The sequence below is a fragment of the Pseudomonas sp. P4_D7 genome (genome assembly GCF_056401755.1).
Genome location: NZ_JBFUIR010000014.1, coordinates 83,653 through 107,700 on the forward strand (window position 1 = coordinate 83,653; position 24,048 = coordinate 107,700).

A 24,048-nucleotide genomic window follows, 5' to 3' on the forward strand; every position below is an offset into this window, starting at 1 on the left:
GCCATGCTGATCCCCGTGATTCTGTCCGGCGGTGCCGGCACCCGTTTGTGGCCGGTGTCCCGCGAGGGCCATCCGAAACCGTTCATGAATCTGCCCGACGGCCAATCGCTGCTGGGCAAGACCTATCAGCGTGCGGCAGCGTTGCTCGACGGCTGGGGCGACATCGTCACGGTGACCAACCGCGAGTACTACTTCCAGAGCAAGGATCACTATTGCGCCGCCCATGTCTCGCGTCATCGCGGGCATTTCCTGCTGGAGCCGACCGGGCGCAACACCGCGCCGGCCATTGCTGCTGCCGCGTTGTCGCTGCAAGCACTGCACGGTGACGACGCGATCATGGTGGTGATGCCCGCCGACCATTTGATCGTCAATCAGGACGCGCTGAAAACCGCGGTCGAGCACGCCGTCAATCTGGCCAAAGACGGTTATCTGGTGACCTTCGGTGTGATCCCGACGGCGGCGGAAACCGGCTTCGGCTACATCGAGACCGGTGCTCCGCTGGATGCCAAAGGCGCGGCGAAAGTGCAGCGTTTCGTCGAGAAACCCGACCTGCAAACTGCCACGCATTATCTGGAGAGCGGCAACTTCCTGTGGAACTCAGGCATGTTCTGCTTCACCACGGCCACCGTAATTGCCGAGCTGCAATTGCACGCGCCCGAACTGCTCGAGCAGACCCGCGCCTGCCTGGCCGCCAGCGCGCCGATCGAAACCGTCGGTTGCCTGCAGCAAGAACTGTCGCCGGCGCTGTTCGCAGAAATCACCGACATTTCCATCGACTACGCACTGATGGAGCGCTCGGAAAAAGTCGTGGTCGTGCCGGCGGGTTTCGACTGGAGCGACATCGGTTCGTGGGGCGCCGTCGCGGCCCTGGTACCGGCCGATGCCGACAACAACCGCGCCAGCGGTGAAGCGATCTTTATCGACAGCCATAACAATTTCGTCCAGAGCGATGGCCGGCTGGTAGCGACAGTGGGTGTGGATAACCTGATCGTGGTCGACACCGCCGACGCGGTGCTGGTGGCCCACGCCGACCGTGCGCAAGACGTACGCCGCGTGGCCAAGCAACTCAAGGACAAATCCCACGAAGCCTATCGGTTGCATCGTACCGTCAGCCGCCCGTGGGGTACTTACACGGTTCTCGAAGAAGGTCCGCGCTTCAAGATCAAGCGCATCGTGGTCAAGCCTGGCGGCAAGTTGTCGCTGCAAATGCACCATCACCGCAATGAACACTGGGTAGTGGTCGAAGGCATGGCCAAGGTCACCAACAATGGCAGCGGTACCCATCTGGTGGCGAAAAACGAATCGACGTTCATCGCTGCCGGCCACCGCCATCGCCTTGAAAACCCAGGGGTGATCGATCTGGTGATCATCGAAGTGCAAAGCGGCGAATACCTGGGAGAGGACGACATCGTCCGCTTCGAAGACCAATACGGCAGGACGGTTTAAATGCTGCTTTCCCTGTATCGCTCGTTGCATGGCTACCGGGGTTTCATCCTCGGCAGCGTGCAGCGAGAGTTTCAAGCGCGATACCGCAATTCGCTGTTCGGCGCCTTGTGGCCGATTTTCAATCCGCTGTCGATGATCATTGTTTACACCGTGATCTTTTCCCACATCATGCGCGCCCGCTTGCCGGGTGTGGATGACAGCATGGCCTACAGTGTTTACCTCTGCGCCGGGTTGCTGGCGTGGGGACTGTTTTCCGAAATCACCCTGCGCAGCCAGAACATGTTTCTGGAAAACGCCAACCTGCTGAAGAAAATCAGTTTCCCGCGTATCTGTCTGCCAGTGATTGTGCTGTGCAATGCCGGGATCAATTTCGCGATCATCATCAGTCTGTTTCTCGGCTTTCTGCTGATCACCGGGCGCTGGCCGGGCATGGCGCTGCTGGCGCTGATTCCATTGATCGCCCTGCAAATGATGTTCTGCGCCGGGTTAGGCATGGTGCTCGGCGTATTGAACGTGTTCTTCCGCGATGTCGGCCAGCTCTTCGGCATCTGCCTGCAATTCTGGTTCTGGCTGACGCCGATCGTTTACCCGATCACGATCCTGCCGGAATGGGTGCAGCGCCTGTTGCAACTCAATCCGCTGACCAACCTGTTCAGCAGTTATCAGAACCTGTTTCTCTACGGACAGTGGCCGGTCTGGAGCTCGCTGCTGCCGATCTTCGTTACGGGCGTGCTGTTTTGTCTGATCGGTCTGCGGCTGTTTCGCCAACGCGTTGGCGAAATGGTGGATGAACTCTGATGGGGCATATTCGCGTCACCGGCCTGAGCAAGGCCTACAAACAATACCCCAACCGCTGGAGCCGACTGGCTGAGTGGCTGATTCCGTTTTCGCCAATCCGCCACCACCAACACTGGGTGCTGCAGGACGTCGAATTCGAAATCGCCCCCGGTGAAGCGGTGGGCATCGTCGGTGCCAACGGCGCGGGCAAAAGCACCCTGCTGAAGATGATCACCGGCACCACCCAACCCACCACCGGCAAGATCGAACTGCAAGGCCGCGTGGCCGCGCTGCTGGAACTGGGCATGGGGTTCCACCCGGATTTCACCGGTCGCCAGAACGCAATCATGGCCGGTCAGTTGCTGGGCATGCAGCTCGAAGAAATCGAAGCACTGATGCCCGAGATCGAGCATTTCGCCGAGATTGGCGACGCCATCGACCATCCGGTACGCACTTACTCCAGCGGCATGCAGATGCGCCTGGCGTTCAGCGTTGCCACAGCCCGGCGCCCGGACATTCTTATCGTCGACGAGGCACTGTCGGTGGGCGACGCCTACTTCCAGCACAAAAGCTTCGAACGCATCCGCAGTTTCCGCAAATCCGGCACCACGCTGCTAATCGTGTCCCACGACCGCTCGGCGATTCAATCGATCTGCGATTCGGCGATTCTGCTCAAGGATGGCCGCATGGCCATGTACGGCAAACCGGAGCCGGTGCTCGATTATTACAACGCGCTGATGGCCGAACGCGAAGGCCAGATCGTGCGACAGGAAATGCTCGCCGGCGGCGAAGTGCAAACCGTCTCCGGGACCGGCGAAGCAGCGATTCTCGGCGTGCGCCTGCTCGATGAAAACGATCGCAGCATCGACGCCGCCGAAGTCGGTCAAGCGGTGGTGCTCGAAGTGAAAGTTGAAGTGCGCAAGGACATCGAACGGCTGGTACTGGGCTTTATCCTCAAGGATCGTCTGGGCCAGATGATGTACGGCATCAACACCCATCGCCTCGACAAGGCGCTGACCGACCTGCACGCCGGCGAGCGTTTCACCTATCGCTTCGCTTTCGTCATGGGGTTGGGCAAAGGCAATTACTCCGTGTCGTTGAGCCTGTCGCGCCTGGACTCTCACCTCGATCGCAATTTCGAATGGCGCGACTACGGGCTGGTGTTCCACGTCATCAACAATCGACAGGAAGATTTCGTCGGCTGTTCATGGCTGGGTGCCAAGACCACCATCTTGCGCGACACCGAAGTCCGGCCTGTCGAGCGCTTGCCATGACCCGCTTGCTCGTCGAATGCACCCATGTGTTCAAACACCCGACCATCAACTCGGGAATTCAGCGGGTGGTGCGCAACGTCATCAAGCAACTGCCTGCCAGCGCCGCAGGCGTCGAGTGCATGCCGGTGGTGGTGCTGAATAGCGAACTCTATCGCGTGCTGCAACTGGCATCGCTCGATACGCCTTTTTTCAACAGGCTGGAAACCTTCGGTGGACGCCTGGAGCGCCTCGCTCATCGCTTCTGGCAGTGGCATCAGCGTCGTGATGCGCAACTCACCTCGAAACTGGCACGGCGGATTCTGTATGTCGGCTACCGGCTGACGATCTTCGGCGCGTTCGGCCTGCCGATCCGCCTGATCCGACGAATCAATCGCAGGCAATTGCTCAAACGTTGTTCACCGTTACAACACCAGCCGGGCGATCAACTGGTGTTGCTGGATTCATCCTGGCACTCGGATTTTTTCGCCCACGTCGAGCGACTCAAACGCGACGGCGTCGGCATGATCGCGGTGATCTACGACTTGATCCCGCTGACCCATCCGCAGTTTTACGACACGCGTCTGGTCGAGGTTTTCAGCGAGTGGTTCGACTGGATCACTCGCACGGCCGATGGCTACATGGCGATTTCCGCCACGGTACGCGATCAGGTGCGTGAAGAATTGCAGCGCAGAATCGGTGTCGAGCAGACCAGCAAGCGCTGGTTCGATTTCTTTTACCTGGGTTCCGAACTGGATCTGCATACCGACCAGGCAACGGTCGAGCCGCGCCTGAAGCAATTGTTCACGACAACCGAGCCGGTTTACCTGATGGTCAGCACCATCGAGCCACGCAAAAACCATGCGTATCTGCTCGATGCCTTCGAGCGCGCCTGGGCCACTGGCTCAACGGCCCGGCTGTGCATCGCCGGGCGGATCGGCTGGAAATGCGAGGCCCTGCTCGCCCGGGTGCGCAATCATCCCGAGCTGAATCAGCGTCTGTTCATGTTCAACGACCTCAGCGACACCAGTCTTGAACACGCTTACGCTCACGCCAGTGCGCTGGTGTTCCCCTCATTCGTCGAAGGCTTTGGTTTGCCCTTGGTGGAAGCCATGCAGCGTGGCCTGCCGGCGATGGGCAGTGATATCGCGGTGTTCCGTGAAATCGGCGGCGGGTTCATGGCGTACTTTGATCTGCAGGATCCGCAAAGTCTTGCCGACCTGATCAATCAATTCCAGCGCAGCGGCCAGTTCCCCGCTGCACACGATGTCGCGGACTGGCAGTGGATCGGCTGGCGCGAAGCCAGCCTGCAACTGGCCGAACGCAGCGTGCGTAACGTTCTGCAAGCGCCGGCGGCGCCAGCGAGGCTGCATGCGCATTGCCCTTAACGCACGAATTCTCCAGGCGCCGCGTACCGGCATCGGCCACTACGTCGCCGAACTGGTCAACGCCTTGCGCAGCGAGCCTGATATGGATGTGAAGTTGTTCCACGGCTGGGGCTGGAGTTCGGCGCTGCCAGAAGCGGCCATGCCCGGTTACTCGCGTCTGACGCCACTGCTGCGGCAAATCCCCGGTGCCTATCAGGCGCGCCGCTGGCTGGAGCAGAAACGCTTCGATCAGGGGCGCGCGCAAGGTATCGACCTCTATCACGAGCCGAGTCTGTGGCCGCTGGCCTTCGACGGCCCGACCGTAATCACCCTCCACGACCTGACACACCTGCATTTCCCCGAGACCCAGCCCCCGGCGCGGCTCAAGGAAATCGAGCGTCGATTGGCTCAGGGTGTGCAACAGGCGCAGGTGATTCTCACCGACTCGCAAGCCATTGCTGAGGAAGCACAAGCTTATTTCGGCCTGCCTGCCGAGCGTTTTGTGGTGGCGCCACTGGGCGCCGCCGAGCGCTTTCATCCACGCGAGGCGAGCGCCATTGACGCGGTGCTCAAGGCGCACGCGGTCGAGGCGCGGGAATATTTCCTGAGTGTGGGCACGCTGGAGCCGCGCAAGAATCTTGGCCTGGCACTGCGTGCCCATGCCCTGTTGCCGGAGGCTGTGCGCCAGCGCTTTCCGCTGTTGATCGTCGGTATGGCCGGTTGGGAGCGCGAACAGTTCAGCGAACCCTTGCGTCAGGCACTGGCCAGCGGGCACGTGTGCCTGCTCGGTTATCTGCCCGATGAACAGGTAGCGCAGCTGTTGGCCGGTGCCCGGGCGCTGATTTTTCCGTCGCTGTACGAAGGTTTTGGTCTGCCGGTACTGGAGGCCATGGCCAGCGGCACACCGGTGGTGCTCACGCGTTCTTCAGCGATGCCGGAAGTCGCGGGCGCGGCGGGCAACTATATTGAAGATGACGATGCAGAAGGCCTGCGTGACGCGCTGAGCCGACTGATCGACGATCAAGCGCATTGGCAGGCATGCCAAGAAGCCGGGTTGCAGCAGTCGCGGCTTTTTTCCTGGGAGCGTTGTGCACAGGCCACGGCCGGTGCCTACCGCCAGGCCATGGGAGGTTGAATGCGGGTTCTTCATTTTTTCAAGACATACCTGCCTGACTCGGTCGGCGGCATTGAGCAAGTGATCTTCCAACTCTGCGAGAGCGGCGCCCAACACGGCATCGACGGCCAGGTGCTGACGCTTAGCGCCGACCCCAATCCACCTGTGGTGCAACTCGGTCAGCACGAAGTGCACCGCGCCAAACTGGATATTCAATTCGCCTCCACCGGTTTTTCCTGGAGCGTGTTCAAACAGTTTCGCGAAATGGCGGCCGAGGCCGATGTAGTCAACTACCACTTCCCGTGGCCGTTCATGGACCTGGTGCATTTCGCCAGCACGACGAATAAACCGAGCGTGGTGACGTACCACTCGGACATCATTCGCCAAAAGCACCTGCTCAAACTCTATCGCCCGTTGATGAATCGCTTCCTCGCCAGCGCCGACCGCATCGTTGCCGCTTCACCGAACTACCTGCACACCAGCGATGTGCTGCAGCAGTTCCAGGACAAGACCCGGGTGATTCCCTACGGTTTGAACAAGGCCGGTTATCCACAGCCTGATGCCGAACGAATGAATCGCTGGCGCCAGCAGGTTGGGGACAAGTTTTTTCTGTTTGTCGGCGTGATGCGTTACTACAAAGGCCTGCACATCCTGCTTGAGGCCCTGAAAGACGTGGACTATCCCGTGGTCATTGTCGGCGCCGGGCCTCTGGAACTGGAACTGCACGCTCAGGCTCGGGCGCTGGGCCTGCGCAACATTCATTTCCTCGGGCGCCTGGGTGACGAAGACAAAGTCGCACTGCTGCAACTGAGCTACGCCATCGTCTTCCCTTCGCACCTGCGCTCGGAAGCGTTCGGCATTTCTTTGCTGGAAGGCGCGATGTACGGCAAGCCGATGATCTCCAGCGAGATCGGCACTGGCACCAGCTACATCAATATTCACAACGAAACCGGGCTGGTGGTGCCTCCGAGTCATCCACAGGCGTTTCGCGAGGCGATGCGCACACTGTGGGAAGACCCGGTGCGTGCCGCCGCGATGGGGGTGAAAGCCGAAGCGCGTTACCGGCAGTTATTCACAGCCGATGACATGGGCCGCAAGTGGACAGAGCTGTATCAGGAATTGCTGGAAGAGAAATCCCTGTCTTACGCTTAATGCTATTCAACACAGATTCATTGTAGGAGTGAGCCTGCTCGCGATAGCGGTCTGTCAGCAACAATGAGGTACCGCACGACCCACCACGGCAACTGAACTCCGGGCGTAGTCCGCGACTTTCTGCCAGTTCCAGCAAACTGCCGCCATCGGGTTGCCAACGTGCCTCTTTCGCCGAGCGCTCAAACACCACCGGCACCGAAGTGGTCGCTGCGGGCGGTTGCTCGATCACGATCGCATCCGGATCGGCCTGACGTTTCAGGGTCGACGGGCCAAAGGTTTCCGCGTGAATCTGCGTGTCGCGCACATCCAGTTCGCGCAGGGTGTCGTACAACCCTTGGGTAAAACCACCGGGGCCGCAGAGCACAAAGTCGAGCTGGTCGAAATCCTCGGCCTCCAGCAGGTTCCTCAGCACCGCGCCGTCGATGCGCCCATGCACATCGAAATCCTCGCCCTCTTGCAGATCGGCTTCCGGCTGGCTGAGCAGACGCAGCACTCGTACAGAATCGCCTGCGGTTTCGAGCAGACGATCCAGCTCCCTGCGAAACGGCTGATCGGCGAGGCTGCGCGAACTCTGCAGCAACAATGTCGGACGAATCCCTCGAGTGCGTAAGCCTTGGTAAACCACCTCACGCAACATCGACAGCAACGGCGTGATGCCTACTCCGGCCGCCAACAGCACCAACGGTCGGTGCTCCAGTGGCGCGACAGTGAAATGCCCTTGCGGTGCCCGCGCCTCCAGTACATCACCAACGCGAATCTGCTCATGCAGGTGCGAGGAGATCAGCCCTTCGCGCTTCACGCTGATCCGGTAGAAACCATCCGATGGCGCACTCGAAAGACTGTAGGTGCGGATATGCACCTCACCGTCGAGGGTAAAACGCAGCGGCAGATGCTGGCCGGCGAGAAACACCGGCAAACCGGCGCCGTCGGTCGGCTCCAGATAGATCGAGCGGATGTGGCGGCTCTCCGCTTCGATCTTCGCCACGCGCAGCGGCCGCCATTGATTACCCAGTGCCTGCGCCTGCAAACGGGCGTCGGCTTCGGCCCAATTACCGGTCAGCAGGCTGGTCGGCGACATGCCTTCGAAGCGCCAGCGCAACGCCAGAGCTGCCGGACGCCGCACCAGTTTTTCCACCTCAAATGTCCACAGCCGTTCCGCACCTTGAAAGGCCTCGATCTGCGGGTCATCGAGAAGGATCTCGGTACGCCCGCTGAGTTGCAGCAGATCACCTGTGGAAAAGTCGATGAACAGCAAGCCGGCCTTGGGATTGAGCAGCAGATTGCCGAGGGTGTTGAAATGCAGGTTGCCGGCAAAGTCAGGGATGGTCAGACGATTGCCTTCCACCCGTACGAAACCGGCCTGGCCACCCCGGTGAGAAACATCCACCGCACGCTGGCCGTCGACATCGACATAACTGGCGACAAAAAACGTATCAGCGCCAGCGATCAGCGCTATGGCTGCATCATCGAGGCCGCTCAGATGCTCAGCCGGGCGTGTCTGCGGATCTGTCAGCGGCACCCGCTGAAACTGCCGCAGTTGAATGTACTGCGGGCAGTTGCCGAAGGCCTGATCCACGCTGACGTCAAAACCATCAGCGCTTAGATTGCCGACATGGCCGTTGAGCCGATTGCGCCGGCGGGTGTGCAATTCGATGCCGAGCAAACCGATCGGCTCGCCATTGCGCAGTTGCGCCGGGTCATCGGCAGCAGGCTGGCTGGCGAAATGCAAATGCTCGGGATCCGGCGACCGGGCAAACCCCGGCGCACCTTCGAGCACACTGGCCCACGGCATCCCCTGCGCATCGACTGCGCCGTACAGCATGAAGGGCAGTTGCTGATAGAACTCACGGTGCTGATCCGGCATCCAGGTGCGAATCACCTTACGCCCGAATGCTTCCATACGATCGGCAACGCCGACATGGGCCTGCAATTGCTGTTCGCCAGCGTGCCACGGTGAACGTTCCATCACGACCTCTCCCCTGCACCGTCGGCGCAGTGTCGATTGCGAAAATCAGGCAGTGGTTTGCAGACCGGCAACCGTACGCGGCATGCCGACGAAACCAGGCAAGGCTTCAACCCGCGCCAGCCAGGCGCGGACGTTGCCGTAGTCGTCCAGCGACACGTTGCCTTCCGGTGCGTGGGCGATGTAACTGTAGGCAGAAACGTCGGCAATGGTCGGTTCGTCGCCGGCCAGGTACGCGGTTTTGCCCAACTCGATGTCCATCACCTTGAGCAGGTTATGCGCCCGGGTGATTGCCTCGTCCGCATTCAGTTGTGCGCCAAACACCGTGACCAGTCGCGCTGCAGCGGGCCCGAAAGCGATAGGTCCGGCTGCGGCCGACAACCAGCGCTGCACACGTGCGGCGCCGACAGGATCCGTTGGCAACCAACGGCCGTTGCCGTATTTCTGCGCCAGGTACACCAGAATCGCGTTGGAGTCGGCCAGCACCACGCCGCCGTCATCAATCGCCGGTACTTGGCCAAAACTGTTGATCGCCAGATACGCCGGCTGCTTGTGCTCACCCTTGGCCAGATCGACGAAAACCAGCTCGGTCGGCAGTTGCAGCAGGGACAACATCAGCTCGACACGGTGGGCGTGGCCGGAACGTGGAAAGTTGTAGAGTTTGATCGCTTGCATGGTCGACTCCGCTGAACAGGGGCGCCACTGCGGGAATGAGAGCGCCGATGGAGGCCATCTTGCGCTGATCGCAAAAACAACAGAATAACCAGTAACTGCAATCGATTATTTCATTGGGTGCAATAACGCAGCGCCTTTCAAAGCAGGATGTTCGCGCAAAGCGTTGGCGGTGAAATCGACAAAACTGCGGATCCGCGCCGGCGCCTTGCGCCCGCCCTGATACACCACATGGATCGGCAATGTCGGCAGTTCAAATTCAGCGAGGACGATTTCCAGCTCACCGGTCGCGATTTTGCTGGCAACTTGATAAGACAGCACCCGAGTCAAGCCCAGCCCCATGCAGGCTGCGGTAATCGCTGCCTGATTGGCGGTCACGATCAGACGCGGCTCAGGACGCACGCTAAGCGGTTCACCCGCGTCGAGAAACGGCCAACTGCGTTGCTGGCCAATCGCTGAAGTCGCCACCACTGGCGCGCCCGCCAACGCGTGGGGATGAGCCGGTCGGCCATATTTGGCAAAGTAGTCCGGCGAGCCGCAAATGACCCTACGCACCTCACCCACGCGAACAGCATGCTGACTGCTGTCCGGCAGATCACCGATACGCACCGCCACATCGATGCCCTCCTCGACCATGTTGACGATCCGATCGACCAGTACCGCATTGATCGTGACATCCGGATACTGCGCCAGATAACGCGCCATCAGCGGCGTCACAAACAAATCACCGAACAACACCGGCGCTGTGACCGTCAGTTGCCCACGCGGCTCGGCATGACTGCCCGCTGCCGAATCCTCGGCTTCCTGCACCTCAGCGAGAATCCTCCGACAATCCTCCAGATAACGCTGCCCGGCTTCGCTCAAATGCACACTGCGCGTAGTACGAATCAGCAACTGCGTGCCGATGCGCAACTCCAGCGCCGCCACCGCACGCGTGACGCTGGCCGCTGACAAACCCAGACGCCGCGCGGCAGAGGAAAAGCCTTGCTCTTGGGCGACGGTGGTGAAGATGTGCATTTCCTGGAAGCGATCCATGGTGCCTCTCGAGTCAGATACAAAAATCGCAGCCGAAGCTGCGATTTTTGCGCGTAGGTCAGCTGTGGATAACTTATTCCACCGTCACCGACTTCGCCAGGTTACGCGGCTGATCGACGTCCGTGCCCTTGAGCACCGCCACGTAGTACGACAGCAACTGCAGCGGAACCGTGTAAAGGATCGGTGAGAGGATGTCGTGGATGTGCGGCATCTGCACCACGTGAGTGCCTTCGCCGTTGGTCATCCCGGATTTTTCGTCGGCGAACACGATCAGTTCACCGCCACGGGCGCGGACTTCCTGCAGGTTGGATTTGAGCTTTTCCAGCAGTTCGTTGTTCGGCGCGACGGTAACCACCGGCATGTCGTTATCCACAAGCGCCAGCGGGCCGTGTTTCAGTTCGCCGGCCGGATAGGCTTCGGCGTGGATGTAGGAGATTTCCTTGAGTTTCAGGGCGCCTTCCATTGCTACCGGGAATTGCGCACCACGACCGAGAAATAGCGTGTGGTTCTTCTCGGCGAACAACTCGGCGATTTTTTCCACCGTGCTGTCCATGGCCAGTGCTTCGCCGAGACGGGTTGGCAGGCGACGCAGTTCTTCGACCAGACGCGCTTCAACGCCGTCGGCCAGTGTGCCGCGCACTTGGCCCAGCGACAGGGTCAGCAGCAACAGGCCGACCAACTGCGTGGTGAAGGCTTTGGTCGAGGCGACGCCGATTTCGCGGCCGGCCTGGGTCAGCAGGGTCAGGTCGGATTCGCGCACCAGTGAGCTGATGCCAACGTTGCAGATGGCCAGGCTGGCGAGGAAGCCCAGTTCCTTGGCATTGCGCAGCGCCGCCAGGGTGTCGGCGGTTTCGCCGGACTGCGAGATGGTCACGAACAAGGTGTCCGGCTGCACCACCACTTTGCGGTAGCGGAATTCGCTGGCGACTTCGACCTGGCACGGGATACCGGCCAGTTCTTCGAGCCAGTAACGCGCGACCATGCCGGCGTGATAGCTGGTGCCACAGGCGACGATCTGCACGTTGCGCACTTTGGCGAACAGCTCGGCCGCTTGTGGGCCGAATGCTTGCACCAGCACCTGATCATTGCTCAGGCGACCTTCGAGGGTGCGTTGTACAACGGCCGGTTGCTCGTGGATTTCCTTGAGCATGTAGTGGCGATATTCGCCCTTGTCGGCGGCTTCGGCACCGTCGCTGTACTGCACGGTCTGGCGCTCGACGGCATTGCCGTTGACGTCCCAGATCTGCACGTTATCGCGGCGAATTTCGGCGATATCGCCTTCTTCCAGGTACATGAAGCGGTCGGTGACCTGGCGCAGCGCCAACTGGTCAGACGCGAGGAAGTTCTCGCCCAGACCCAGACCGATCACCAACGGGCTGCCACTGCGCGCGGCGACCAGACGATCCGGCTGTTTGGCATTGATCACGGCCAGACCGTAAGCACCGTGCAGTTCCTTGACCGTCGCTTTAAGCGCAACGCTCAGGTCTGGCTGGTCCTTGAGCTTGTGGTTGAGCAGGTGGGCAATGACTTCGGTGTCGGTGTCCGAAGTAAACACGTAACCCAGCGCTTTCAGTTGTTCACGCAGGGCTTCGTGGTTTTCGATGATGCCGTTGTGCACCACCGCGATGTCGCCGGAGAAATGCGGGTGCGCGTTACGCTCGCAAGGAGCGCCGTGGGTGGCCCAACGGGTGTGAGCAATGCCGAGACGGCCCACCAGTGGGTGTTCGGCCAGCGCCGCTTCGAGTTCACTGACCTTGCCCGGGCGACGCATGCGCTCGAGGGTTTCGTCGTTGGTGAAGACCGCGACACCGGCGCTGTCATAGCCACGGTATTCAAGGCGCTTGAGGCCTTCGAGCAGGATGGCGGTGATATTACGTTCAGCAACTGCGCCGACAATTCCACACATGCTTATTTCTCCTGACTGACAGCCGCGCAAATCACGGTGATACCGCGGGCCTGTATCTGATCGCGCGCTTCGATAGGCAGGCGATCATCGGTAATGAGGGTATGGACGCTGCTCCACGGCAGTTCCAGATTGGGGATCTTGCGACCGATCTTGTCGGCCTCGACCATGACGATGACTTCTCGCGCCACCTCGGCCATGACCCGGCTCAGTCCCAGCAATTCATTGAAAGTCGTCGTGCCGCGCACCAGATCGATACCGTCGGCGCCAATGAACAACTGGTCGAAGTCGTAAGAGCGTAGTACCTGCTCGGCGACCTGGCCCTGAAAGGATTCCGAATGCGGATCCCAGGTGCCGCCGGTCATCAACAGCACCGGTTCGTGCTCAAGTTCACTCAGGGCGTTGGCGACGTGCAGGGAATTGGTCATCACCACCAAACCCGGCTGCTGGCCAAGTTCGGGGATCATCGCGGCGGTGGTGCTGCCGCTGTCGATGATGATCCGCGCGTGTTCGCGGATGCGTTTCACCGCCGCGCGGGCGATGGCCTGTTTGTACTTGGAAACGCTCTGCGCGGTTTCCGCGACGAGTTCCTGCGGCATGGTGATCGCCCCGCCGTAGCGGCGCAGCAACAGACCGTGGCTTTCCAGGGCGGCGAGATCCTTGCGGATCGTAACTTCCGAGGTTTCGAAGCGCTTGGCCAGTTCATCCACACTGACTTCGCCCTGCTCGTTGAGCAAGGCGAGGATGTTGTGACGGCGTTGCGGCGTGTTGCGTTTCGACATGGCGACTTAAGTTTCGTTTCGAAAGATAACGGAAGCAATCAAAACCTATCGGCTCTAAATCGTCAAGCGGCAGCAAGGCTTTTTTGAAAACGACACAAACAAAAATGTGGGAGCGAGCTTGCTCGCGAAGGCATCGTGTCAGTCCAGCTCTTCTTGATCTTCTCCGGCCGCTTCCAGCCGTCGATATTTCTCTGCCGCGCTCGGCCCACGGCCAACTGCGCGTTATCCACATTCTGCGTAATCGTCGAGCCGGCCGCCGTGGTTGCACCGTCGGAGATATCCACAGGCGCGACCAGCGAATTATTGGAACCGATGAACACATCTGCACCCAGCACGGTTCTCCACTTGTTGGCGCCATCGTAGTTGCAAGTGATGGTGCCGGCGCCGATGTTGGTACGCGCACCGATCTCGGCATCGCCTAGATAAGTCAGGTGTCCCGCCTTGGCGCCTTCGCCCATGCGGGCATTTTTCAGCTCAACGAAGTTACCCACATGCGCGCGTGCTTCAAGCACGGTGCCTGGACGCAGACGCGCGAACGGGCCGGCGTCACTGCCCTCGCCCAGTACGGCACCTTCGATATGACTGTTGGCTTTGATGACCACGCCTTTGCGCAGGGTGCTGTCCTTGATCACGCAGTTCGGGCCGATCACCACGTCATCTTCGATGACCACATTGCCTTCGAGGATCACGTTGATGTCGATCAGCACATCGCGACCGACGGTCACTTCACCACGCACGTCAAAGCGCGCCGGATCACGCAAAGTGACGCCTTGCGCCATCAACCGACGACCAGCGCGCAACTGGTAATGACGCTCGAGCTCAGACAGCTGCTTGCGGTCATTGGCGCCCTGCACTTCCATCGGGTCGTGTGGTTGCTCGGTGGCGACCACCAGACCATCATTGACCGCCATCTCGATCACGTCGGTCAGGTAGTACTCGCCTTGAGCGTTGTTGTTCGACAGACGGCTCATCCAGTCAGCCAGACGATTGGCCGGGACAGCAAGAATGCCGGTGTTGCCTTCAGTAATTGCGCGTTGCGCTTCGCTGGCATCTTTGTGCTCAACGATCGCGGCCACCTTACCGTCGGCATCGCGCACGATGCGGCCGTAACCGGTCGGGTCATCCAGCTCGACGGTGAGCAAGCCCATCTGTCCAGGCACGACATGCTTGAGCAGACGCTGCAGGGTTTCGACTTCGATCAGCGGCACGTCCCCGTAGAGGATCAGCACGGTGTCGGCAGTAATGAACGGCACCGCTTGAGCGGTGGCGTGGCCGGTGCCGAGTTGCTTGTCCTGCAGGACGAAATTCAGATCGTCGGCAGCCAGTCGCTCGCGCACCACGTCGGCACCATGACCAATCACCACATGAATGCGTTGTGGATCGAGTTGCCGAGCGCTGTGGATAACATGACCCAGCATGGAGTTGCCGGCAATCGGGTGCAGCACCTTCGGCAGGGCCGAGCGCATACGGGTGCCTTGACCGGCCGCGAGGATAACGATTTCAAGAGACATGACTGGCTACCAATCCTGGGTGGTCAGCAACTGCGACCGGGTTGTAAAAATCGGAAAAGAAAAAAGGGTAGCCGAGGCTACCCTTTTTTATCAATCGCACAACAAGCGGCTGACGGATTAACCGCCAAACTTCTTGCGGATCTGCTGGACGGTGCGCAGCTGAGCTGCAGCCTCGGCCAGCCGCGCGGACGCAGCTCCGTAGTCGAACTCGGCGCCACGTTCATGCAATGCCTTCTCGGCAGCCTGAACGGCTTGCTGAGCGGAGGCTTCATCCAGGTCGGCAGCACGTTGCACGGTATCGGCAAGTACCTTGACCATGTTCGGCTGAACCTCGAGGAAACCACCGGAGATGTAGAACACCTCGGCTTCCCCGCCTTGCTTGATCAGGCGGATCGGACCTGGCTTCAGATTAGTGATCAGCGGCGCGTGACCCAGAGCGATACCAAGATCACCCAGTGCACCGTGCGCAATCACCATCTCGACCAGGCCGGAAAAGATTTCCCCTTCCGCGCTGACGATATCGCAATGGACTGTCATAGCCATCTGATTGCCTCAACCTAAATTAGCGCCCGTTGCCGGGCGCCGGGATTACAGTTTCTTGGCTTTCTCGATCGCTTCTTCGATGCCGCCAACCATGTAGAACGCTTGTTCTGGCAGGTGGTCGTAGTCACCGTTGAGGATGCCTTTGAAGCCAGCAATGGTGTCTTTCAGGGAAACGTATTTACCCGAAGCACCGGTGAAGACTTCAGCCACGAAGAACGGCTGCGACAAGAAGCGCTGGATCTTACGAGCACGGTTTACCAACTGCTTGTCGGCTTCCGACAGCTCGTCCATACCCAGGATCGCGATGATGTCCTTCAGCTCCTTGTAACGTTGCAGAACGTACTGAACGCCGCGAGCGGTGTCGTAGTGGTCCTGGCCGATTACGTTCGGGTCCAGCTGGCGCGAAGTCGAATCCAGTGGATCTACCGCTGGGTAGATACCCAGGGAAGCGATGTCACGGGACAGAACGACGGTGGCGTCCAAGTGGGCGAAGGTGGTCGCTGGCGACGGGTCGGTCAAGTCATCCGCAGGTACGTATACCGCTTGGATCGAAGTGATCGAACCTTCCTTGGTCGAAGTGATACGTTCTTGCAGAACGCCCATCTCTTCAGCCAGGGTCGGCTGGTAACCTACTGCCGAAGGCATACGGCCCAGCAGTGCGGATACTTCAGTACCGGCCAGGGTGTAACGATAGATGTTGTCGACGAACAGCAGAACGTCGTTACCTTCGTCACGGAACTTCTCGGCCATGGTCAGGCCGGTCAGTGCTACGCGCAGACGGTTACCCGGCGGCTCGTTCATCTGACCGTAAACCAGGGCCACTTTGTCCAGAACGTTGGAGTCCTTCATCTCGTGGTAGAAGTCGTTACCCTCACGAGTACGCTCACCCACACCGGCGAACACGGAATAACCGCTGTGCTCGATGGCGATGTTACGGATCAGTTCCATCATGTTTACGGTTTTGCCTACACCGGCACCACCGAACAGACCGACTTTACCGCCTTTGGCAAACGGGCAAACCAGGTCGATAACCTTGATGCCGGTTTCCAGCAGGTCGTTGCCGCCTGCCTGTTCAGCGAACGAAGGCGCTGGACGGTGAATGCCCCAACGCTCTTCGGTGTCGATCGGGCCAGCTTCGTCGATCGGGTTACCGAGGACGTCCATGATCCGGCCCAGGGTCGCTTTACCGACCGGTACGGAGATGGCTGCGCCAGAGTCGGTAACTTCCAGACCGCGCTTCAAGCCCTCGGTGGAACCCATCGCAATGGTGCGAACCACGCCGTCGCCCAGCTGTTGCTGAACTTCCAGAGTGGTTTCAGCCGCGCTCACTACTTTCAGCGCGTTGTAGATGCTCGGTACGCTGTCGCGTGGAAATTCCACGTCGATAACGGCGCCGATGATTTGAACGATACGTCCGCTACTCATAGCTGGATCCTCTGAATATTTGAACCGTTAAACCGCGGCAGCGCCGCCGACGATTTCCGAGATCTCTTGGGTGATCGCAGCCTGACGCGCCTTGTTGTAGATCAGCTGCAAATCGCTGATCAAATCACCGGCGTTGTCGGTAGCGTTCTTCATCGCGATCATCCGCGCAGCTTGTTCAGCCGCGTTGTTCTCGACCACCGCCTGGTAGACCTGCGACTCAACGTAGCGGACCATCAAGCCGTCAAGCAGCTCTTTGGCATCCGGTTCGTAGAGATAGTCCCAGTGGTGCTTGAGATCCTGATCCGGGGTGGCCACCAGTGGAATCAACTGCTCCACGGTAGGCTGTTGCGTCATGGTGTTGATGAACTTGTTGGACACCACGGACAGGCGGTCAATACGGCCGTCCAGGTAGGCATCCAGCATCACCTTGACGCTGCCGATCAGATCATTGATCGACGGCTCTTCACCCAAGTGGCTGATAGCTGCAACGACGTTACCGCCGAAGTTGCGGAAAAAGGCCGCACCCTTGCTACCAACAACACACAGATCAATCTCGACGCCGTTTTCGCGGTTTACCGCCATGTCCTTGACCAGGGCCTTGAACAGGTTGGTATTCAAGCCGCCGCACAGACCACGGTCACTGCTCACCACGACATAACCGACGCGCTTGATAGCGCGGTCGATCATGAACGGGTGGCGGTATTCCGGGTTGGCGTTGGCCAGATGCCCAATAACCTGGCGGATACGCTCCGCATAAGGACGGCTAGCAGCCATGCGCATTTGTGCCTTGCGCATTTTGCTGACCGCCACTTTTTCCATGGCGCTGGTAATCTTTTGCGTGCTTTTGATGCTCGCAATCTTACTGCGAATCTCTTTTGCGCCTGCCATGTAACACCTATCAGGTTAGCAAGCGGGAGCCTCGCGGCTCCCGCTGCGGCTTACCAGGTTTGGGTGGCCTTGAACTTCTCGATACCGGCTTTCATGCCAGCGTCGATTTCGTCATTGAAGTCACCTTTAACGTTGATCTTGGCCATCAAATCGGCGTGATCGCGGTTGAAGAAAGCAATCAGCGCTTGTTCGAAGCTGCCGATCTTGGCGATTTCAATGTCAGTCAGGAACCCACGCTCAGCGGCATACAGCGACAGCGCCATGTCAGCGATCGACATTGGTGCGTATTGCTTCTGCTTCATCAGCTCGGTAACGCGCTGACCATGCTCAAGTTGCTTACGGGTCGCTTCGTCCAGGTCAGAAGCGAACTGGGCGAATGCCGCCAGTTCACGGTACTGAGCCAGAGCGGTACGGATACCACCGGAGAGCTTCTTGATGATCTTGGTCTGAGCGGCACCACCCACACGGGATACCGAAACACCGGCGTTCACTGCAGGGCGGATGCCCGAGTTGAACATGGCCGATTCCAGGAAGATCTGACCGTCGGTGATGGAAATCACGTTGGTCGGAACGAACGCGGAAACGTCGCCAGCCTGGGTTTCGATGATCGGCAGTGCGGTCAGGGAACCGGTTTTGCCGGTCACTGCGCCGTTGGTGAACTTCTCTACGTATTCTTCCGAAACGCGGGATGCGCGCTCCAGCAGACGGGAGTGGAGATAGAACACGTCGCCTGGGTATGCTTCACGGCCTGGTGGACGGCGCAGCAGCAGGGAAATCTGGCGGTAAGCCACTGCTTGCTTGGACAGATCGTCATAAACGATCAGCGCGTCTTCACCGCGGTCGCGGAAGAATTCACCCATGGTGCAACCGGAGTACGGTGCCAGGAATTGCAGCGCAGGAGATTCCGAAGCACTGGCAGCCACGATGATCGTGTTGGCCAGGGCGCCGTTTTCTTCCAGCTTGCGAACCACGTTGGCGATGGTCGATTGCTTCTGACCGATGGCTACGTAGACGCAGAAAATGCCGCTGTCTTTCTGGTTGATGATCGCGTCGATCGCCAGAGCGGTTTTACCGATCTGACGGTCACCGATGATCAGCTCACGCTGGCCACGGCCGACAGGGATCATGGCATCGACAGCCTTGTAGCCAGTCTGTACAGGCTGGTCTACCGACTTACGCCAGATCACGCCCGGTGCAACTTTCTCGACCGCGTCGGTCTCGGTGTTGCCCAGTGGACCTTTGCCGTCAACAGGGTTACCCAGTGCGTCGACTACGCGACCCAGCAGTTCCTTACCAACCGGAACTTCGAGGATGCGGCCAGTGCACTTGGCGCTCATGCCTTCAGCCAGAGACTGGTAAGCGCCCAGTACAACGGCACCTACGGAGTCTTGCTCCAGGTTGAGGGCCATACCGTAGACGCCGCCCGGAAACTCGATCATCTCGCCGTACATAACGTCGGCCAGACCGTGAATCCGCACGATGCCGTCAGATACGCTGACGACAGTGCCTTCGTTACGGGCTTGGGAGGTCACATCGAGCTTGTCGATGCGGCCCTTGATAATTTCACTTATTTCGGAAGGATTGAGTTGCTGCATTGCTCTGCTGCCCCTTCAAACTCAAGATTTCAATGCTTCGGCAAGTTTCGCGATTTTGCCGCGAATCGAGCCATCGATAACCAGGTCGCCGGCGCGGATAACGACACCACCTATTAGGGCAGCATCCTCCGCAACTTGCAGGCGCACTTCCCGGTTGAGTCGTGCACTGAGAACCTTGGCGAGTTTGTCTTGCTGTTCTTGGTTCAATGCAAAAGCACTGGTCACTTCAACGTCTACCGACTTCTCTTGTTCGGCCTTGTACAGGTCGAAAAGAGCGGCTATCTCCGGCAGAAGCGGGAGACGGTCGTTTTCGGCAACGACATTGATGAAGTTCTGTGCCTTGGCATCAAACTTGTCGCCGCACACGTCAATAAACGTGGCGGCCTTTTCTGCGCTCGTCAGTCGCGGGGCCTTGAGCACGCGCTGCATGGTGTCGTCTTGCGACACCGCTGCAGCCAGGCCGAGCATGGCTGACCAATTGGCCAGTTGCTGGTGGGCCTGAGCGTGCTCGAAGGCCGCCTTAGCGTAAGGTCGGGCCAACGTGGTCAGTTCTGCCATGATCGCCCTCGCTTAGATTTCAGCAGCCAGTTGGTTAACCAGCTCTGCGTGCGCGTTTTGATCGATTGTGGCACCCAGGATCTTCTCGGCGCCGCCGACAGCCAGCAAACCCACTTGGGCGCGCAGCTTGTCTTTGACACTGTTCAGTTCCTGTTCGATCTCGGCTTGAGCCTGAACCTTCACACGGTCAGCGTCGACACGGGCCTTTTCAACGGCCTCTTCGACAATCTGGTTACCGCGTTTCTTGGCTTGCTCGATGATTTCAGCTGCCTGAGCTTTCGCTTCGCGCAGTTGCTGACCCGCTTTTTCTTGGGCCAACTCCAGGTCGCGAGCTGCACGGCTGGCAGCGTCCAGACCATCAGCGATCTTCTTTTGACGTTCGTGCAGAGCAGCGATGACCGGAGGCCATACATACTTCATGCAGAACAGTACAAAAATCAGGAACGCAACGGACTGGCCAATCAGGGTCGCATTAATGTTCACGCCAACACCTCGCAGTTACGTTGTCCATCACATCAAATTACTCGGAAGAATCCGGGTAATTAGCCAGCGATCTGACCAACGAACGGGTTCGCAAAGGTGAAGAACAGAGCGATACCAACACCGATCATGGTTACGGCGTCGAGCAGACCGGCAACGATGAACATTTTAACTTGCAGCATTGGAACCATTTCTGGCTGACGCGCTGCGCCTTCCAGGAACTTGCCGCCCAGCAGGCCGAAACCAATTGCGGTACCCAGTGCGCCCAGGCCGATCAACAGTGCAACAGCGATAGCGGTTAGACCAACTACAGTTTCCATCTTTCCTCCCGACTTTTACGTCGTATGGTTTAGGTTTTTTAGATTAAAGCGGTAAAACAAATCGTTTCAGGTGCCCTGTGAAGAGCCCCTTCCCGTTTGACCGGGAAGGACATCAGACTAGTCGAGACTGGCCTTAATGGTTTTCTTCGTGCGCCATCGACAGGTAGACGATGGTCAGCATCATGAAGATGAACGCCTGCAGCGTGATGATCAGGATGTGGAACACAGCCCACGCCCACTGCAGAACAACGCCCAGGCCGCTCAGCCAGAGCAGGCCGCTGCCGAACATCACAGCGATCAGAATGAACACCAGCTCGCCGGCATACATGTTGCCGAACAGACGCAGAGCCAGAGAGATCGGCTTGGCGATCAGGGTCACGAATTCCAGCAGGAAGTTCACCGGGATCAGCAGGGCTTGAACGAAGATGTTCTTGCTGCCGAACGGGTGCAGGGTCAGTTCGCCGATGAAGCCGCCGAAGCCCTTGACCTTGATGCTATAGAAAATGATCAGTGCGAAAACCGAGAACGCCATGCCCAGAGTCGCGTTCGGGTCGGTAGTCGACACGGCGCGGAACGGGATGTGGTGGTCGCCGGTGATCAGGATGGCCAACTGAGGAATCCAGTCGACCGGTACCAGGTCGACGGCGTTCATCAGGAACACCCAGACGAAGATGGTCAGTGCCAGCGGTGCAATCACCGGGCTACGGCCATGGAAGCTGTCTTTCACGCTGCCATCGACGAATTCGACCAATACTTCAACGAAGTTCTGCAAAGCACCCGGCTGACCCGAAGTCGCTTTCTTTGCCGCCATGCGGAAAAGAAGTACGAAGATCAGACCCAACGCGACCGACCAGCCGAGGGTATCGACGTGGAAAGCCCAGAAGCCCATTTCTTTGGCTTCTGCTGCGGTATGGGCAAAGCCCCAGCCGCCGTTAGGTAGCTGACCGAAGGTCAGGTTCTGCAAGTGGTGCTGGATATAGCCCGAAGCGGTTGTTTCTGCCATGGTTGCCTCAAACGCCCTAAGGTCTCGAAAGTCTTGTTCTCATCAGCAGGGGAGCGAACCAGCTGACCGACTGAGTCAGCACGAACGCGCCGAATACAGCTATCGGCGCCAGTGGCTTCACACCTGCAAACACCAGTGCAAAGAGCACTGCCGTCAAAATCAGTTTGCCTGCCTCGCCGGCATAAAAAGACCGGACGATGGACTGGGCTGCTCGGGCGCCGGAAAACCGAAATGCCTTGTGAGCGAAATAAACATTGGGCAGCAAGGCTATCAGGCCTCCGCAAAGTCCCGAGTATCCGGCAACGACTCCGTGCCATTGCCAGAGCGCCAAAGCGGCAATGAGCAAAATGACAAATTGAGCCATTAACACCGGAAAAACCGCCAGGCGATGGAACGGCAGGCGGTTTGGCTTGCGGGTTTCCATCACGTTTGCTCTCCAATGGTCGGCTGCCAGAATTCAATAACTTGGCATAATTTGTGCCGACAAAATGCGCGCAGAGTATAGGGGCGGTTCTGCCCCTATTCAACTGTCAGGTAGTGATTTCCGACTGCGCGCTACATGAGGAAATGTTTCAGCGGATGTGTGCGAGCACACCTTGAAGCTCATCGAGAGAGTTGTAACCGATCACCAACTGGCCCTTTCCCTTCTTCCCATGGCGAATCTGCACCGCAGAGCCTAGGCGCTCGGCCAGACGCTGTTCGAGGCGGGCGATATCCGGGTCGGGTTTGGTTGCTTCCACAGGCTCCGGTTTGCCACTCAACCACTGGCGAACCAGTGCCTCAGTTTGGCGCACGGTGAGACCGCGTGCGACAACATGTCGCGCCCCTTCCACCTGCTGATTGTCCGGCAGACCGAGCAAAGCACGGGCATGCCCCATTTCCAGGTCGCCATGGGACAGCATGGTCTTGATGACTTCCGGTAGTGCAATAAGCCGCAACAGGTTAGCCACAGTGACGCGGGACTTACCCACAGCCTCGGCGACCTGCTGCTGCGTCAGCTGGAATTCCTGCTGCAAACGCTGCAGGGCCACCGCTTCTTCGATCGGGTTGAGGTCTTCGCGCTGGATGTTCTCGATCAGCGCAATGGCGATTGCGGTTTCATCCGGCACATCGCGGACCATCGCCGGGATGGTTTCCTGCCCGGCTTGCTGACTCGCGCGCCAGCGACGTTCACCAGCGATGATCTCAAAGCGGCCACCGCCAATCGGGCGCACCACGATCGGCTGCATGACGCCTTGCGCCTTGATCGACGCTGCCAGTTCTTCCAGCGCCTGCGGATCCATGTCGCGGCGCGGCTGGTATTTGCCGCGCTGCAGCAGATCCAACGGCAAGTGCTGCAGTTCGCGGGTGTCAGCTTGCGCCGCTTGTTCTTCCAGCGCGCTGACGGTCGGACCACTCAGCAGTGCATCCAGTCCACGTCCGAGACCTCGTTTCTTGACGGCCATGGGGATTCCTTAAGTTGCCTGAGCGGCGGCGATGCGTGAGTTTTTGCGCTGACGGCGAACCATCTCGCCGGCCAGGGCCAGATAAGCCAGGGCGCCGCGCGATTGCTTGTCGTAGGCCAGCGCCGGCATGCCGTAGCTCGGCGCTTCGGCCAGGCGGATGTTGCGCGGGATCACCGTGTCGTACAGCTGATCGCCGAAGTGCTCCTTGAGCTGCGCCGAAACGTCGTTCATCAGGCTCAGGCGCGGGTCATACATGGTCCGCAGCAACCCTTCGACTTTCAGGTTCGGATTCAGCAGTTCAGCGATGCGCTTGATGTTATCCACAAGGTCGCTGAGACCTTCGAGCGCAAAGTACTCGCACTGCATGGGGATAATGACCCCGTCAGCAGCAACCAAGGCGTTCAGCGTAAGCATCGACAGCGACGGCGGGCAGTCGATCAGAATGTAATCGTAGTTTTCGCGGATTGGCGCCAGCGCGCTGCGCAGACGGCTTTCCTTCATCTGCATTTCCAGCAGCACGACTTCGGCCGCCGTCAGATCGCGGTTGGCCGGCAGCAGTTGGTAACCGCCATGTTCGGAATAGTGCATGGCCTGAGCCAGATCACATTCGCCGATCAGCAGGTCGTAGACCGAGTTTTCCAGGCCGTGTTTATCCACACCGCTACCCATGGTGGCGTTGCCCTGTGGATCGAGATCGATCAACAGCACCCGGCGCTTGGTCGCGACCAGGGATGCTGCGAGGTTGATGCAGGTGGTGGTCTTGCCCACACCACCCTTTTGGTTCGCTATCGCGAATACCTTAGCCATTCTTGCTTGTGT

Annotated in this window: 22 protein-coding genes and 1 pseudogene; 6 read left to right on the forward strand and 17 right to left on the reverse strand. The window is 59.2% G+C overall.

The features are described from left to right. Positions 1-3: 3 nt before the first annotated feature. From AC1DVF_RS11610 to AC1DVF_RS11635, 6 genes are read left to right on the forward strand one after another with little or no spacing between them, the layout of a single operon-like run. Entirely contained in the window at positions 4-1,446 is a 1,443-nt protein-coding gene (locus tag AC1DVF_RS11610) for a mannose-1-phosphate guanylyltransferase/mannose-6-phosphate isomerase (RefSeq protein WP_477782480.1), read from the forward strand. Further along, positions 1,447-2,244: an ABC transporter permease gene (locus AC1DVF_RS11615; RefSeq protein WP_093429564.1), complete on the forward strand. Its 798-nt coding sequence runs from the start codon at positions 1,447-1,449 to the stop codon at positions 2,242-2,244. Then, entirely contained in the window at positions 2,244-3,497 is a 1,254-nt protein-coding gene (locus AC1DVF_RS11620) for an ABC transporter ATP-binding protein (protein ID WP_477782481.1), read from the forward strand. Before AC1DVF_RS11615 ends, AC1DVF_RS11620 begins: the two co-directional genes overlap by 1 nt. Next, on the forward strand, positions 3,494-4,861 hold the full coding sequence (locus AC1DVF_RS11625) for a glycosyltransferase family 4 protein (protein WP_477782482.1): 1,368 nt from the start codon (positions 3,494-3,496) through the stop codon (positions 4,859-4,861). The genes AC1DVF_RS11620 and AC1DVF_RS11625 overlap by 4 nt, the downstream gene beginning before the upstream one ends. Continuing rightward, on the forward strand, positions 4,845-5,975 hold the full coding sequence (locus tag AC1DVF_RS11630; RefSeq protein WP_477782483.1) for a glycosyltransferase family 4 protein: 1,131 nt from the start codon (positions 4,845-4,847) through the stop codon (positions 5,973-5,975). The genes AC1DVF_RS11625 and AC1DVF_RS11630 overlap by 17 nt, the downstream gene beginning before the upstream one ends. Beyond that, positions 5,976-7,106 (forward strand): glycosyltransferase family 4 protein, encoded by a 1,131-nt coding sequence (locus AC1DVF_RS11635; RefSeq protein WP_477782484.1) that lies wholly within the window; start codon positions 5,976-5,978, stop codon positions 7,104-7,106. Here the strand turns inward: AC1DVF_RS11635 and AC1DVF_RS11640 are convergent. From AC1DVF_RS11640 to AC1DVF_RS11720, 17 genes and pseudogenes are all read right to left on the reverse strand, one after another. Further along, entirely contained in the window at positions 7,027-9,072 is a 2,046-nt protein-coding gene (locus AC1DVF_RS11640) for a pyridoxamine 5'-phosphate oxidase family protein (RefSeq protein ID WP_477782485.1), read from the reverse strand. The two genes, AC1DVF_RS11635 and AC1DVF_RS11640, sit on opposite strands and share 80 nt — an antisense overlap. A 45-nt stretch (positions 9,073-9,117) precedes the next feature. After that, positions 9,118-9,744, reverse strand: a complete 627-nt coding sequence (locus AC1DVF_RS11645; RefSeq protein ID WP_093429558.1) for a glutathione S-transferase family protein — start codon at positions 9,742-9,744, stop codon at positions 9,118-9,120. 105 nt (positions 9,745-9,849) lie between these two features. After that, positions 9,850-10,776 carry a LysR family transcriptional regulator gene (locus AC1DVF_RS11650; RefSeq protein WP_093429557.1) on the reverse strand — a complete coding sequence of 309 codons (927 nt, stop codon included), beginning with the start codon at positions 10,774-10,776 and terminating at the stop codon, positions 9,850-9,852. Between the two features lie 73 nt (positions 10,777-10,849). Beyond that, positions 10,850-12,682, reverse strand: a complete 1,833-nt coding sequence (gene glmS, locus AC1DVF_RS11655) for a glutamine--fructose-6-phosphate transaminase (isomerizing) (RefSeq protein WP_460130457.1) — start codon at positions 12,680-12,682, stop codon at positions 10,850-10,852. Positions 12,683-12,684: 2 nt separating this feature from the next. Next, complete coding sequence (locus tag AC1DVF_RS11660; protein WP_007911964.1) at positions 12,685-13,461, reverse strand: DeoR/GlpR family DNA-binding transcription regulator; 777 nt, start codon at positions 13,459-13,461, stop codon at positions 12,685-12,687. A gap of 149 nt (positions 13,462-13,610) precedes the next feature. After that, positions 13,611-14,972 (reverse strand): annotated as a pseudogene (gene glmU, locus AC1DVF_RS11665) (bifunctional UDP-N-acetylglucosamine diphosphorylase/glucosamine-1-phosphate N-acetyltransferase GlmU); the annotation flags it as partial. A gap of 117 nt (positions 14,973-15,089) precedes the next feature. Further along, a complete protein-coding gene (locus AC1DVF_RS11670; RefSeq protein WP_093429554.1) occupies positions 15,090-15,515 on the reverse strand; it encodes a F0F1 ATP synthase subunit epsilon in 426 nt (141 codons plus the stop codon). A 45-nt stretch (positions 15,516-15,560) separates the two neighbouring features. Beyond that, positions 15,561-16,940, reverse strand: coding sequence for a F0F1 ATP synthase subunit beta (gene atpD / locus AC1DVF_RS11675; protein WP_007911961.1), 1,380 nt, complete (start codon positions 16,938-16,940; stop codon positions 15,561-15,563). Between the two features lie 27 nt (positions 16,941-16,967). Further along, positions 16,968-17,828, reverse strand: a complete 861-nt coding sequence (atpG, locus tag AC1DVF_RS11680; protein WP_008084419.1) for a F0F1 ATP synthase subunit gamma — start codon at positions 17,826-17,828, stop codon at positions 16,968-16,970. A 50-nt stretch (positions 17,829-17,878) separates the two neighbouring features. Next, positions 17,879-19,423 carry a F0F1 ATP synthase subunit alpha gene (gene atpA / locus AC1DVF_RS11685; protein WP_016984064.1) on the reverse strand — a complete coding sequence of 515 codons (1,545 nt, stop codon included), beginning with the start codon at positions 19,421-19,423 and terminating at the stop codon, positions 17,879-17,881. Between the two features lie 21 nt (positions 19,424-19,444). Continuing rightward, complete coding sequence (locus tag AC1DVF_RS11690; RefSeq protein WP_007911956.1) at positions 19,445-19,981, reverse strand: F0F1 ATP synthase subunit delta; 537 nt, start codon at positions 19,979-19,981, stop codon at positions 19,445-19,447. 12 nt (positions 19,982-19,993) lie between these two features. After that, a complete protein-coding gene (locus tag AC1DVF_RS11695; protein WP_003229781.1) occupies positions 19,994-20,464 on the reverse strand; it encodes a F0F1 ATP synthase subunit B in 471 nt (156 codons plus the stop codon). 59 nt (positions 20,465-20,523) lie between these two features. After that, positions 20,524-20,781, reverse strand: coding sequence for a F0F1 ATP synthase subunit C (gene atpE / locus AC1DVF_RS11700; protein ID WP_003097235.1), 258 nt, complete (start codon positions 20,779-20,781; stop codon positions 20,524-20,526). A 133-nt stretch (positions 20,782-20,914) separates the two neighbouring features. Continuing rightward, positions 20,915-21,784, reverse strand: a complete 870-nt coding sequence (gene atpB / locus AC1DVF_RS11705; RefSeq protein ID WP_093429553.1) for a F0F1 ATP synthase subunit A — start codon at positions 21,782-21,784, stop codon at positions 20,915-20,917. A 16-nt stretch (positions 21,785-21,800) separates the two neighbouring features. Beyond that, entirely contained in the window at positions 21,801-22,208 is a 408-nt protein-coding gene (locus AC1DVF_RS11710) for a F0F1 ATP synthase subunit I (protein WP_003229783.1), read from the reverse strand. A gap of 148 nt (positions 22,209-22,356) precedes the next feature. Next, positions 22,357-23,229: a ParB/RepB/Spo0J family partition protein gene (locus AC1DVF_RS11715; RefSeq protein WP_034152184.1), complete on the reverse strand. Its 873-nt coding sequence runs from the start codon at positions 23,227-23,229 to the stop codon at positions 22,357-22,359. A 9-nt stretch (positions 23,230-23,238) separates the two neighbouring features. Further along, positions 23,239-24,036, reverse strand: coding sequence for a ParA family protein (locus AC1DVF_RS11720; RefSeq protein WP_008084406.1), 798 nt, complete (start codon positions 24,034-24,036; stop codon positions 23,239-23,241). Between the last annotated feature and the right edge of the window lie 12 nt (positions 24,037-24,048).

Excerpts from the sequence above, each read along its gene's own strand:
- atpG (WP_008084419.1), bottom strand. The coding sequence starts at position 17,828 with ATGGCAGGCGCAAAAGAGATTCGCAGTAAGATTGCGAGCATCAAAAGC.
- AC1DVF_RS11625 (WP_477782482.1), top strand. The coding sequence starts at position 3,494 with ATGACCCGCTTGCTCGTCGAATGCACCCATGTGTTCAAACACCCGACC.
- AC1DVF_RS11615 (WP_093429564.1), top strand. The coding sequence starts at position 1,447 with ATGCTGCTTTCCCTGTATCGCTCGTTGCATGGCTACCGGGGTTTCATC.
- AC1DVF_RS11645 (WP_093429558.1), bottom strand. The coding sequence starts at position 9,744 with ATGCAAGCGATCAAACTCTACAACTTTCCACGTTCCGGCCACGCCCAC.
- glmS (WP_460130457.1), bottom strand. The coding sequence starts at position 12,682 with ATGTGTGGAATTGTCGGCGCAGTTGCTGAACGTAATATCACCGCCATC.
- AC1DVF_RS11650 (WP_093429557.1), bottom strand. The coding sequence starts at position 10,776 with ATGGATCGCTTCCAGGAAATGCACATCTTCACCACCGTCGCCCAAGAG.
- AC1DVF_RS11710 (WP_003229783.1), bottom strand. The coding sequence starts at position 22,208 with ATGGAAACCCGCAAGCCAAACCGCCTGCCGTTCCATCGCCTGGCGGTT.
- AC1DVF_RS11635 (WP_477782484.1), top strand. The coding sequence starts at position 5,976 with ATGCGGGTTCTTCATTTTTTCAAGACATACCTGCCTGACTCGGTCGGC.
- AC1DVF_RS11610 (WP_477782480.1), top strand. The coding sequence starts at position 4 with ATGCTGATCCCCGTGATTCTGTCCGGCGGTGCCGGCACCCGTTTGTGG.
- AC1DVF_RS11690 (WP_007911956.1), bottom strand. The coding sequence starts at position 19,981 with ATGGCAGAACTGACCACGTTGGCCCGACCTTACGCTAAGGCGGCCTTC.
- AC1DVF_RS11660 (WP_007911964.1), bottom strand. The coding sequence starts at position 13,461 with ATGTCGAAACGCAACACGCCGCAACGCCGTCACAACATCCTCGCCTTG.
- AC1DVF_RS11720 (WP_008084406.1), bottom strand. The coding sequence starts at position 24,036 with ATGGCTAAGGTATTCGCGATAGCGAACCAAAAGGGTGGTGTGGGCAAG.
- atpB (WP_093429553.1), bottom strand. The coding sequence starts at position 21,784 with ATGGCAGAAACAACCGCTTCGGGCTATATCCAGCACCACTTGCAGAAC.
- atpA (WP_016984064.1), bottom strand. The coding sequence starts at position 19,423 with ATGCAGCAACTCAATCCTTCCGAAATAAGTGAAATTATCAAGGGCCGC.
- AC1DVF_RS11670 (WP_093429554.1), bottom strand. The coding sequence starts at position 15,515 with ATGGCTATGACAGTCCATTGCGATATCGTCAGCGCGGAAGGGGAAATC.
- AC1DVF_RS11630 (WP_477782483.1), top strand. The coding sequence starts at position 4,845 with ATGCGCATTGCCCTTAACGCACGAATTCTCCAGGCGCCGCGTACCGGC.
- AC1DVF_RS11640 (WP_477782485.1), bottom strand. The coding sequence starts at position 9,072 with ATGGAACGTTCACCGTGGCACGCTGGCGAACAGCAATTGCAGGCCCAT.
- AC1DVF_RS11620 (WP_477782481.1), top strand. The coding sequence starts at position 2,244 with ATGGGGCATATTCGCGTCACCGGCCTGAGCAAGGCCTACAAACAATAC.
- atpD (WP_007911961.1), bottom strand. The coding sequence starts at position 16,940 with ATGAGTAGCGGACGTATCGTTCAAATCATCGGCGCCGTTATCGACGTG.
- atpE (WP_003097235.1), bottom strand. The coding sequence starts at position 20,781 with ATGGAAACTGTAGTTGGTCTAACCGCTATCGCTGTTGCACTGTTGATC.
- AC1DVF_RS11715 (WP_034152184.1), bottom strand. The coding sequence starts at position 23,229 with ATGGCCGTCAAGAAACGAGGTCTCGGACGTGGACTGGATGCACTGCTG.